Below are 11024 nucleotides of genomic sequence, written 5' to 3' on the forward strand. Positions count from 1 at the left end.
GCCCTACTTCTGCTCGATGGCAATCACCGCCATCGTCAGGCGGGAAATGCACACCAGCTTGCCCTGTTCGTTGACGATGCGGATCTGCCAGATCTGCGTGGTGCGGCCGATGTTCACCGGGCTGGCGGTGGCATAGACATATTGGTCATAGGCCGGGCGCACGTGGTTGGCGTTGATCTCCATCCCGACAGTGGCGAATTTTGCGCGATCGACGGTGAGCGAGGCGGCGACAGAGCCGACCGTCTCCGCCAGCGCGACCGAAGCGCCGCCGTGCAACCGGCCATAAGGCTGTTTGGTCCGCCGATCGACCGGCATGCGCGCGGTGATCGTATCGCTCGAAACCTCGACGAACTCGATCCCCAGATGGCCGGGCATACAATCGTCGCCGCCCGAGCCGAGGTCCGCCAAGCGCGGCAGCGTGCCGCCCCACCAGATGATGTCATTGTTCATGCGGCCCTCTTGGCCCGGTCACCGGTCGCTGTCTATCGCCGGATTACTACACGATACATCATGGTTACCGAATGCTTACGATTTCCTGCCATGTTTGTACGTATGAAAGGAATTGCACCGCTTCTTGGCGCGCGCATGGTCGCTGCGCGTTTGCTTGCCGTTCTGGCGGCGATGCTGCTGGCCGCGCTTTGCGCATCTCCGGCCAAGGCTGCGGATTGCTCAGCAGCCTCGAGCGCCGGGACCGCACCGTCATCGTGGCAGACCTATTGCTGGCTCGACTTCAGCGCCTATGACGATGCGCAGGCGCGCAGCGCGGGCGGGCAAAACTTCTCCTTCGCGCTCAGCGATGGCTCCGTTCTCAGCTTCAACCTGCGCACCACCAGCACAGCCGCCACCGGCGCCGATGCGCGCACGGCTCCCAGCTGGTCCGGTGCAGCGGTCGGCAATTCTGCTTTTCTCGGGATACCGGGTCGCCCGATCCTCTACATGCTCAACAGCGGATCGAGGGTGCAGTTCAACATCAGCTCAATCGCAGTCACGCCGCCGCCGGGCGTCTCCACGGTGACAAGCTATGCCTTCGTAGTGGCCGATGGAGAGTCCACCGACAATGCAGAATATCTCGAATACACCACCAATGGCGGCACGTGGCAGCTGCTCGATGAAGTGCCACCGATCAGCGGCAGCCAGATGCCGGGCTATACCGGGATCGGTAGTTCCACCTTCCGCGAGACCGGCGATGGCCAGAGCGGGCGGGTCGGAGCCTATATTGTCGGCTCCGAAAACCCGACCAATGTCACGGCCGAAATGCGTGGCGCGGGCTTGCAAGGCATAATGTTCGCGGTGCGTTTTGCGTCGATCAGCCTGGTAAAGCAAATCGGCGGCGCACGTGTCACACCCAATGACCAGTTTACCTTCGAGATCCAGTCGACATCCTCTGGCAGCGTGCTTGCGACCGGCACCACTAGCGGCACCGGCCTGGGCCCGTTCGATGCCGCGGTCCTGACCACTGCGTCAGGCATTCCGCTAACGCTGACAGAGCGCATGGCGGCGGGTAGCAGCAGCGATATCTCGCAATATCAGTCCAGTCTTACCTGCGTGAATGACAATTCCGGCTCGAGCACAGTCATGCCAACCAATGTTGTCACGACGAGCTATAATTTCGGCTCGCTGCAGTTTGGCGATACGGTGGCCTGCACATTCACCAACACGCCTTACCCACACCTTACCTTCACGAAAGCGCTTGGGGCCGGCGGACGGGTTTTCGATACCGATCAGTTCGGTCTGCGCATCCGCGACCGCACGATCGGCACCAACCTGATCCAGACCGACACGGAGGGGACCGGATCGAGCTTCACCGTCGACAGCACGGGGCCGACCCAGGTCACCGCCGGCAACACTATCCGCGCCATCGAAGTTGCGCGCGGCACGACCAATCTGGCAAACTATACCGAGGCCACGATCTGCACCAATGCCAATGCGTCTTCCGGCACCACCATGCCCAGCGGCGGTCGACGGGTCGACATGGTGCTCCAGCTAGGCGATGTCGTCACTTGCATTGTTACCAACACCCGCGATGAGCAAGTGGTGCAGCTGATCGTCGAGAAGTCCTCGGCCATCATCTCGGATCCGGTCGATGCCAGCGACCCGATGGCCATCCCGGGCGCGATCGTCGAATACACGGTTGAAGTGCGCAACGAGGGCAACTCAGAGGTCGATATGGACACGCTCGACGTGCTCGATATCGTGCCCGCGGAGATGGCATACGACACTGCAACCGGCCTGACCCTCAGTGAGGGCACAACGCCGAGCGGCCTCGACACCTTCGACACCGCGACCATGGTCAGCTTCTCGCAAAGCACCGACGGCGCTGCACCCTATGACTATGTCCCGGCCGGTTTCGACACGGCACTGACCGGCATCCGCGTAATGCCGACAGGAACAATGGCGGCCTCGGACGGGACCAACCATCCGAGCTTCACCGTCACCTATCGCATGCGCATCGAGTAGCGCGGACCAGCCGGGATACCCAAGGGCGAAGGGCTCAACGATACCGCCGACCGCGCGACCGGATTCGATGCTGCGGCTGCTCGAGGTAGACGATCTTGCGACCCTGCCCGCGCGGATCGGGCCGTTCGACCGCAAGCTGTTCGAAGGCCTTTACGCGATCGACGACAATGCCAGACTGGCGCTGTTCCAGCGCGGCAGGCTCGCCGAGCATATCAAGAACGCGAAGACGCGTAGCGCTGCTGAGGAGGAGTGACCTCCCTCCGGACCGCCCACCGCGCCAGCTTGCGGCCGGGGCGATGCATCCAGAAGTCGCGCAAGGTGCAGACGAGTTCGTCATAGGAGCGGCTGTCGGTCGGGCGCGGCAGCCTCGCGGCGACGGGATGCGAGATCGGAAGGATCGTGGTTTTACCGTGGGCGGGATCGTGTAGCGCGATCAGCGGAGGACTGTCTCTGCCGAAGCGCGATTCAAGCGCCGCGCCGATACGGGAAAGGTCATCGCGGCCCGGTTCGTCGAAGGCGACGATCACCCCATAGTCTCGGCCATAGCCCAGCCAGGCAACGGCCGTCCGTGCGTCCGGCGCGACCACCAGCCTGCCTTCGCACCCGACATGGCGGCAGGCACGCTGGAACAGGGCGACATCGACGGGGTTGCCGTCGATCAGCAGGATTGCGGGTTTCATTGTCGGCTCGGGCGCTGCAGGTCTGGGGATCCTTTCGGTCGTCCATCCTGCCAGCGCCGCGATGCCGTCGCTTTGCCCTGTGGCTAGGGATTAGCCCCTATTGCTGGCTGGCGATCCAGCGGTCGATCTTGGCTTCCAGCACCGGCAGCGGCAGGCCGCCCGTGCCCAGCACCTGCGCGTGGAAATCCTTGATGTCGAAATCGTCGCCGAGCGTGTCTTCCGCTTTCTTGCGCAGTTCCTGAATCTTGAGCGCGCCGATCTTGTAAGCGAGCGCCTGCGAGGGGATGGCGATGTAGCGTTCAACTTCGGACACGACTTCGGTGCGGGTCATGCCGGAGTTCTGCAGCATGAAATCGATCGCCTGCTCGCGCGTCCAGCCCTTCGAATGGAGGCCTGTATCGACCACCAGCCGCATGGCGCGTAGCTGTTCGTCCTGCAGCGTGCCGTAGCGGGCCCAGGGATCTTCGTAGAGGCCCATCTCGTAGCCCAGCGTCTCGGCATAAAGCGCCCAGCCTTCGATGAAGGCGGTGGTACCGCCGAAGCGCATGAAGGCGGGAAGATCGGTGTTCTCCTGCGCGAGGCTGATCTGGAAATGGTGCCCAGGCGCACCTTCGTGCAGGTAGAGCGTGACGTTACCGGTCGTCAGGCGACTCGGCAGGTCATAGGCGTTGAAGAAGAAGGTGCCCGGGCGCGAACCGTCCGGTGTGCCTGCCTGGTACGAGCCACCGGCGCTGAACTGCTCGATGCTCGGATCGTAGGGCTTGATCTCCAGCTCCGACTTGGGGAGCAGCGAGAAGTAGTCGCCGATCAACTGATCGACCTCTTCGCCGATCCGGTAGTAATCCTGCGTCAGCGCTTCGCGGCTTTCCGGCTTGAACTGCTCGTCGGTGCGGACGTAGTCGAAGAATTCGTTGAGCGTGCCCTCGTAACCGACTTCGGTCTTGAGCTGTTCGAGATCGCCCTTGATCCGCGCCACTTCGCGCAGGCCCAGGTCGTGAATAGTGTCGGCCGTCAGCGGCAGCGTCGTGGTCTGTTCGATCAGCTGCTTGTAGAGCATCTCGCCGCCCTTCATCTCGCTGAGGCCGACTTCCGCGCGTGCCGCATCGATATATTCGTCACGCAAGAAATCACGCAAGCGCTCGTGTGCAGCATAGATTTCCTGCGTCTTCGCTTCGTAAGCCGCTGTGAGACGCGCCTTGTCCTCCTCGGAGAAATCTTCCGGGAAGTTCTGCACCGGGCCCATGAACTGCGATTCCGCGATCGGCACTTCGTTTAGGGTCTTCAGCTGCTGGATCACGCGATCAATGGTCAGCTTGGTCTCGACCACGCCGCTCGCCATACCTTCGCGGAACTTCTCGATCGCGCGGTCGGTGATGGCGATGTAATCGTCATGGCGGCTAAGATTGTCTTCGTAATGCGCCAGCGTCTTGAACGGCGCCGCACCCTTCCCGCTCGCGAAATTCGGATAGAAAGTGTGAAAGCCGAAGAAGTGATTGACCGGGCGCACTTCGGTCAGCGCGCGAATTTCCGGCGTGCTGCCCTTGAGCGACTGCTCCTGGTTGTACTTGAACACGTCGTAAGCGAGCTGCGCCTGCGGATCGAGCTTGCTGCGGTCGATCTGCTGGAGCAGAGCGACATTGAGCTGGGTATCGCGCAGGTCGGCATAATAGGCCGCATCGGTCAGGAAATCGCCGAGCCGGTCGGCATCCTTGTCGTCGCCGCGGAACAGGCGGCTGAGGGGATTGAGTTCGAGGTTGCGCTTGTCGGACTCGGCGAACAGTTCGAACAGCCTGTTCCGCTCGGTCTGCGGCGCTTCGGCCTCTGCGGCGGGCGGAGCGCCATGGTTATCGGCCAGCGCAGGCGCTGCGGGCAGCGTGAGAGTCGCGGTGGCGAGAAGGAGCGTACGGATCGGTTTCATGAAGGTCCCCCGGGGATGGAATAGCGTGTTAGGCGGATAAGACACTATCCGCGGCATGACAAGCGCGCCTAGGCAGGCTGAGCGACGCAAGGGAGTGCGCCTCGTTCAAGCGCCAGCTTCGCTCGACCGGCGACTTACTCCGACAGGCAGAACCGATCGCTGCGACGGGCGACGTTGAAGCCGCTGTCTTCGACCGCGCGAGATTCCGCAGATGCCGGATCGCGGATCGGGTTGGTGTGGTTGTAGTGGATGAAGTGCACTTTCCCGCGCGTTTCCGCATCCAGATCGGCAAGCCGTTCCATGGTCGCTTTGACGCGCGGATGTGGGATCGCGCTCATGTCGCGGCCCTCCAGCTCGCCATCGTTCCAGAACGTCGCATCGAGGAACAGCAGGTCGAAGCCTTCGACCAGGTCTTCGAGGCTCTGCCCGCTCGCCTCTGCGAACTCGTCCCAGCTGTCGAGATCGGGAACATAAAGCGCGGTCTGGTCGGGCGTCATGATGAAGAAACCGACCGTCTCGGAATATTCGTCGCGGTGCGGCACGAGGATCGGCATGACGCCGAACTCATCGCTCAGCACGGTGAATTCACTCGCCGCCATTTTCGTGAGAGCGATATTGCCCAGTTCGGCAAGCTGGCTCCACGGCCCGTTCCCGCGCAGGAATTCGGCCATGCGCGGCATGGCATAGACCGGCACGCCGCTCGCCCCCGCCGCTTCGCGCCCGAGCCAGGCGAGGCCGAGATAGTGCCCGATATGGGCATGGGTCAGGAAAATCCCGTCGATACCCAGGCCCTGCGCGGGAGGCTCGATCCGGTCCAGAAGCGCCAGTTGCGCGGTGATCGCGGGCGTCGCGTCGAACAGGTAGCGCTGCCCGTTCTCGCGATCGACCAGTGCGAGCGCAGACGGCCACAAATCCGGCCCCTCGTCCCCCACGTTGCCGATCTGCGGCGCACCGGCATCCTGCCCCGCGCCCAGCACGACCAGTTCGCGCTGGCACCGGGCCGGTTCAGTCGCGACACTCGCCGCTGCAAGCGCCAGCGCGGCGAGCATCAGTCGATCACCCGCCCGCGGACCATCACCCAGTCGACATCTTCGAGCACTGCCACGTCATCGAGCGGATCGCCCTCGACCGCAATGATATCGGCGGAGAAGCCGGGAGCCAGCCTTCCGATCTCGTTTTCCAGTCCGAGAACTTCGGCAGCCACCGTCGTTGAGCTGGCCAGCACTTCACGGTCGGACATGCCGCCTTTGCGCATCAGCGCCAGCTCGCCGGCATTGTCGCCATGCGGGAACACGCCGGCGTCGGTGCCGAAGGCCATTTTGACGCCCCAGCGCCGCGCCCGCTCGACGATGCTTTCTGCAAACGGTCCGACGGCGCGGACCTTCTCCTCGACGACGGGGGTGTAAAAGCCGGTGCCGAGGTTTTCCTTGATGCCCTGAAACGCCATCAGCGTCGGGACCAGGATCGTGCCGTTCTCGCGCATCACGCGGGCGGCCTGCTCGTCGATATAGGTGCCGTGCTCGATCGTCTGCACCCCGGCACGCGCCGCTGCCTCGATCCCGCGCGCGCCATGGGCATGCGCGGCGACCTTGAGGCCGAGCGAGCGGGCGGTGTCGACGATCGCCTTCATTTCGGCATCGCTGAAATGCGCCTCCAGCCCGCGCCCCTGCTGGCTCAGCACGCCGCCGGTGGCGGTGATCTTGATCAGGTCCGCGCCGTATTTGGAGGCCGTGCGGACCATTTCGGCGCATTCGACTGCTCCTGTGCAGGTGAAATCGCTGCCCAGCATCTCGCCCACGCCGCGACGGAAACCGTTGGTATCGCCGTGCCCGCCGACGATGGCGATGGTGCGCGCCGAAGTGACGACGCGCGGGCCGGGGATCATCCCTTCGGCTGTGGCGCGGCGCAGCATCTGGGTGACCTGGTCGGTCCGAGAGCCGAGATCGCGCACCGTGGTAAAACCAGCCTCTGCCGTCAGCCGCGCATTCTTGGCCGCCACCAGCACGTTCCATTCGGGCGGGGTCGTCGCCGCGCGCCAGAACTCGCCGCTCGGATCGCCCGACAGGTGCGTGTGCAGGTCGACGAGGCCGGGCAGCAGCGTGTGATCGGGCAGGTGGATCATCGTTGCGCCGTCGGGCGTCGGCTGGAAGCCGTCTTCGATGCTCACGATCCGGCCATCGGTAACGGTGATGGTCGCCTGCCCCGTCGGCGCACTTGCCGCATCGGTGATCACGGAGCCGGCATGGATGACGAAAGTCTCCGCCGCGACCGGCGCAGCCAGCGCCGCGGTGGCGGCCAGCAACAGGGAACGGGCGATTATGGACGTGCGTTTCATTGGAACTCCCCCGGCAAGGCGCTGAATTTGCGCTTCAAGTTCCACCCGCTATACCGGCGCGCAACGAAACTACAAACGAGAGGACAATTCTCCCGATGAAGACCCTTCGGACTGCCCTGCTTACCGCCACTCTGCTGTTTCCCGCACCCGCGCTGGCCCGCCCGATGACGGCGGAAGATGTCGCCAAGCTCGAGAGCGTCGGCTCTATTGCCGTGTCGCCCGATGGCAGCCGTGTCGCCTACACGACCGCCAGCCTGCCGGACATCCTTGCAGGCGAAGACAACGGCTCGACCACGCAGCAGCTCAAGATCGCTTATGCGCGCGACAATCTGCGCGAATTCCTGCCCGACGACATGAACGTCTCCGGCATCCAGTTTTCGCCCGACGGTCGCTGGATCACTTTCCTGTGGACTAAGGATGACGAAAAGCGCGCCGTTTGGGGCATTCCGGTCGATGGCGGTGCGCATCGCAAGCTTGCCGCGGTCGAGGGTGCGGGCGTGCGCTCCTATAGCTGGGCGCCCGACAGCAGCCATATGCACCTGCTGGTCGGCGCGGCGGAAGACAAGGATCGCGAAGCCGAGAGCAAGGACGGCTTCAACGCCCGCATTTACGAGGAAGAACAGCAGCTCAACCGCCTGTTCCGCGCCATTATCGGTGCAGAGCTGGACCCCGAGCCGCAGGAAGTGACCGTCCCCGGCTACGTCACCTCGTTCCAGATCGCGAAAAACGCCCGTACCGGCGTGATCGAGACAGCACCGACGACGCTGATCGACGACAGCTACACGCAGAAGAAGGTCAACCTGCTCGACATGCCGACCGGCAATGTCCGCATGGTGATCGAAACCACCGGCAAGATCGACGATGTCGAGATTTCGCCCGACGCGAGCCAGCTGGCGCTGATCGCCGCAGTGGACATGAACGACCCGGCAGCGACGACCATCCATTTCGTCGACACCGCGACCGGCACGATCCGCGCGCACAATGCCGGCGCGCCCGAGGCCGTCGTCGATGTCGAATACATGCCCGACGGCCGCCTGGTCGCAGCGGTTCATGTCGGCGCGCAAAGTGTGCTGCGCATCCATAATCGCGACGGCTCGCTGCAGCGCGAAGTCGATCCCGGCGCGCTGATTATCACCGATGTCGAGATCGGCGGCGACCAGATTTTCGTCGAAGCCAATGCGCCGCAGCATCCGGGCGAGCTGTTCAAGCTCGACGGCGACAGCTTCACGCGCTGGACCAGCCACAATCCGTGGCTTGCGGATATCGATTTCGGCGAGCAGCGCACCTTCCGCTTCAATGCCAGCGACGGGCAGGAAGTCGAGGGCGTGCTGGTGCTGCCGGTAGGCGGCGTTCCGCGCGGCGGCGCGCCCCTGATCATGGATGTCCACGGCGGCCCGGAAGCGCACGATTCCAACGGCTGGACAACCAATTACAGCGGCCCCGGCCAGGTCGCGGCCGGCAAGGGCTATGCCGTGTTCCAGCCGAACTATCGCGGCTCGACCGGCTACGGCACGGCGTTCTCCAAGCAGCACCAAGGGAATTACACCGACCCCGAATTCACCGATCTCGTCGATGCCAAGCGCGCGCTCGTCGCCGAAGGGATCGCCGATGCGGATCGTGTCGGTGTGACGGGCGGTTCCTATGGCGGGTACGCCACGGCCTGGTCCTCCACCCGCTGGAGCGAGGAATTCGCGGCAGGCGTGATGTTCGTCGGCATATCGAACCAGATCAGCAAGTTCGGCACCGGCGACATCCCGTACGAGATGTACAACGTCCACAGCCGCAAATGGCCGTGGGACGATTGGCAGGCGATGCTCGAAGTCTCGCCGATCTTCCATGTCGACAAAGCCGAGACCCCGCTGCTGATCATGCATGGCGAAGAAGATACGCGCGTCGATCCGGGCCAGAGCCTCGAAATCTATCGCGCGATCAAGATCCGCAAGCCGGATACGCCGGTGCGGCTGGTGTTCTATCCCGGCGAAGGCCACGGCAACAGCAAGGCCGCCGCGCGGTATGACTACAACCTGCGCATGCTGCGCTGGTTCGACACCTACCTGATGACGGGCGACCGCGATGCTCCGCTGCCCGGCCCGCGGCCGGACCTCGAGATCGAGGGCGATGACAATAGCGAATGATGCATTAAAGGTTTCGACAACCCCATGCGATATGGCTCGATGAACGGAAATCGAGGGAAAGTGCCTTGCGCGCCATATTGGCTATTCTTGTTGGAGCAGCATTGCTGCCAGTGGCAGGTGAACTGATCGTCCTGGGCAACCCTGTGCCCTTGCCGATCCGCATCGGCATCGGACTGTTGGGCGTAATCACCATTATGGCGGGCTTGTATCATGCCCGCCTGCGGTTGCGCCGATCCGCGGCCTATCGCAACGGTCTGGCCCTTGCCGGGAGAGTCGCGTTCGAAGGCACGCAAGGAGAAGAGGCGGATGTCGCCCGCATCCTGTTTTCCGCAGGCGGCAGGCACTGGCGGATGACAGTGGACCGGCGCGGCGCCGAACATCTGATCGAGCGACCCTCCAACACCGTGCCCGCGATCGCCTGGCTCGGGAAGAATGACATTGTTTATGCGATCGATGCAGACGGACGAAGTCTATTGCCGATTTCGCCAGGCCGCGAAGTGAACCCGGCAAACTCCGCCCCGCCTCTGTATCAGCGCAATCAGAAGGTGTAGCCGATCCCGGCCCCGACGAGAAACTGGTCGGCATCGCCGCGAATGCTGGTGAACGGCGTGTCCTTGGCATCGCCGACCAGCCGCGAATAACCCGCGATGGTGACGATCGAGAAACCGCCATCGGTCACGTCGCCATTGAGGTCGAATGCCAGCAAAAGATTCGCGCCGAGGCTGTTGAGCCCGCCATCGGCCTGGAACGCCGGTAATCCGCTGGCGACGCTCTGCGCCGGGCTGACGCTGTAATAATAGTCGGCGAAATCGTCATCGACGAAAGTGGCACTGAAGCTGAGCGATCCGGCGATGCCGCGGCTCAGCGGGGTGAAATAGGTCACCGACGGCGCCACCGTCATACCGCTGTGCGCACCGGCAATGTCCCACAGCGCGTCGACGTTGAAGCTGAGACTGTCGAAGCGGTTGAGCACGCCGGGGAAGCTGACCCCGGCCGTCGGTCCGACCTCGACCGCGCGATCCAGCTCGCCCAGCGATTCAACCACCGGATCCTCGATCTGGTCGGCGCGGTCGCTGCGAAGCCTGCCGGCGATGCCGAGATCGAACGAGGGGCCTTCATCGGCATCGGGAATAAAGTCGATAGCAAGCCCCGCAGGACGCGGGTTGATGTCGATCCCGCCGTAGCTCGCCTGCACGATGGGCAACGGGAAGAACACGTAGTCGTCCGAGCCGGAATAGCTCGGGCCGTAGCCCGCACCGATGCCGATCGATAAATAATCGCCGTCGAAGACGGTCTCGCCGATGCCGGGAGGCGGGCCGTCGGCAACAATACCGTCCTGCTGCGACTGGCTTTCCTCGATGGTCTCGGTCTCGTCCGCGTCCTCCTCTGCAAGCGCAGGTGAGGCCAGGAGTGCCACAAGCGCAAGCGGCGGCACGAATTTCATGGTCATGTTCGGGTTTCCCTTCCTTGCCCCTGAAACGGACCAGACCCGCCCCGGT

10 protein-coding genes are annotated in these 11024 nt (G+C 63.6%); 4 read left to right on the top strand and 6 right to left on the bottom strand.

Annotation, left to right across the window (positions count from 1 at the left end):
- Positions 1–3: 3 nt before the first annotated feature.
- Positions 4–450 carry a hotdog fold thioesterase gene (locus tag EL2594_RS09695; RefSeq protein WP_011414887.1) on the bottom strand — a complete coding sequence of 149 codons (447 nt, stop codon included), beginning with the start codon at positions 448–450 and terminating at the stop codon, positions 4–6.
- 102 nt (positions 451–552) lie between these two features.
- Between EL2594_RS09695 and EL2594_RS09700 the strand changes: the two genes are divergently transcribed.
- Both EL2594_RS09700 and EL2594_RS15360 read left to right on the top strand, forming a co-directional pair.
- Positions 553–2457 carry a CshA/CshB family fibrillar adhesin-related protein gene (locus EL2594_RS09700; protein WP_011414888.1) on the top strand — a complete coding sequence of 635 codons (1905 nt, stop codon included), beginning with the start codon at positions 553–555 and terminating at the stop codon, positions 2455–2457.
- A gap of 67 nt (positions 2458–2524) precedes the next feature.
- Positions 2525–2710: a hypothetical protein gene (locus EL2594_RS15360; RefSeq protein ID WP_155806027.1), complete on the top strand. Its 186-nt coding sequence runs from the start codon at positions 2525–2527 to the stop codon at positions 2708–2710.
- On the opposite strand, the gene EL2594_RS09705 is transcribed toward EL2594_RS15360, so the two are convergent.
- From EL2594_RS09705 to EL2594_RS09720, 4 genes are all read right to left on the bottom strand, one after another.
- Entirely contained in the window at positions 2670–3137 is a 468-nt protein-coding gene (locus EL2594_RS09705) for a hypothetical protein (RefSeq protein WP_011414889.1), read from the bottom strand. The genes EL2594_RS15360 and EL2594_RS09705 overlap by 41 nt on opposite strands.
- A 97-nt stretch (positions 3138–3234) precedes the next feature.
- Entirely contained in the window at positions 3235–5055 is a 1821-nt protein-coding gene (locus EL2594_RS09710) for a DUF885 domain-containing protein (protein ID WP_011414890.1), read from the bottom strand.
- Between the two features lie 134 nt (positions 5056–5189).
- Positions 5190–6104: an MBL fold metallo-hydrolase gene (locus EL2594_RS09715; RefSeq protein ID WP_011414891.1), complete on the bottom strand. Its 915-nt coding sequence runs from the start codon at positions 6102–6104 to the stop codon at positions 5190–5192.
- Complete coding sequence (locus EL2594_RS09720) at positions 6104–7390, bottom strand: metal-dependent hydrolase family protein (RefSeq protein ID WP_011414892.1); 1287 nt, start codon at positions 7388–7390, stop codon at positions 6104–6106. The genes EL2594_RS09715 and EL2594_RS09720 overlap by 1 nt, the downstream gene beginning before the upstream one ends.
- Positions 7391–7485: 95 nt before the next feature.
- Between EL2594_RS09720 and EL2594_RS09725 the strand changes: the two genes are divergently transcribed.
- Together EL2594_RS09725 and EL2594_RS09730 are read left to right on the top strand one after the other, a co-directional pair.
- Positions 7486–9525 carry a S9 family peptidase gene (locus EL2594_RS09725; RefSeq protein WP_011414893.1) on the top strand — a complete coding sequence of 680 codons (2040 nt, stop codon included), beginning with the start codon at positions 7486–7488 and terminating at the stop codon, positions 9523–9525.
- A gap of 65 nt (positions 9526–9590) precedes the next feature.
- Positions 9591–10076 carry a hypothetical protein gene (locus tag EL2594_RS09730; protein WP_155806029.1) on the top strand — a complete coding sequence of 162 codons (486 nt, stop codon included), beginning with the start codon at positions 9591–9593 and terminating at the stop codon, positions 10074–10076.
- Here the strand turns inward: EL2594_RS09730 and EL2594_RS09735 are convergent.
- Positions 10064–10975 carry a MipA/OmpV family protein gene (locus tag EL2594_RS09735; RefSeq protein ID WP_011414895.1) on the bottom strand — a complete coding sequence of 304 codons (912 nt, stop codon included), beginning with the start codon at positions 10973–10975 and terminating at the stop codon, positions 10064–10066. The genes EL2594_RS09730 and EL2594_RS09735 overlap by 13 nt on opposite strands.
- Positions 10976–11024: the final 49 nt, after the last annotated feature.

This window comes from Erythrobacter litoralis HTCC2594 (genome assembly GCF_000013005.1).
GTDB classification, from domain to species: domain Bacteria; phylum Pseudomonadota; class Alphaproteobacteria; order Sphingomonadales; family Sphingomonadaceae; genus Parerythrobacter; species Parerythrobacter litoralis_A.

Bases quoted from the DNA above. Each gene is read 5' to 3' on its own strand.
- EL2594_RS09720 (WP_011414892.1), bottom strand. From the start codon at position 7,390: ATGAAACGCACGTCCATAATCGCCCGTTCCCTGTTGCTGGCCGCCACC.
- EL2594_RS09705 (WP_011414889.1), bottom strand. From the start codon at position 3,137: ATGAAACCCGCAATCCTGCTGATCGACGGCAACCCCGTCGATGTCGCC.
- EL2594_RS09735 (WP_011414895.1), bottom strand. From the start codon at position 10,975: ATGACCATGAAATTCGTGCCGCCGCTTGCGCTTGTGGCACTCCTGGCC.
- EL2594_RS09715 (WP_011414891.1), bottom strand. From the start codon at position 6,104: ATGCTCGCCGCGCTGGCGCTTGCAGCGGCGAGTGTCGCGACTGAACCG.
- EL2594_RS09695 (WP_011414887.1), bottom strand. From the start codon at position 450: ATGAACAATGACATCATCTGGTGGGGCGGCACGCTGCCGCGCTTGGCG.
- EL2594_RS09700 (WP_011414888.1), top strand. From the start codon at position 553: ATGAAAGGAATTGCACCGCTTCTTGGCGCGCGCATGGTCGCTGCGCGT.
- EL2594_RS15360 (WP_155806027.1), top strand. From the start codon at position 2,525: ATGCTGCGGCTGCTCGAGGTAGACGATCTTGCGACCCTGCCCGCGCGG.
- EL2594_RS09725 (WP_011414893.1), top strand. From the start codon at position 7,486: ATGAAGACCCTTCGGACTGCCCTGCTTACCGCCACTCTGCTGTTTCCC.
- EL2594_RS09710 (WP_011414890.1), bottom strand. From the start codon at position 5,055: ATGAAACCGATCCGTACGCTCCTTCTCGCCACCGCGACTCTCACGCTG.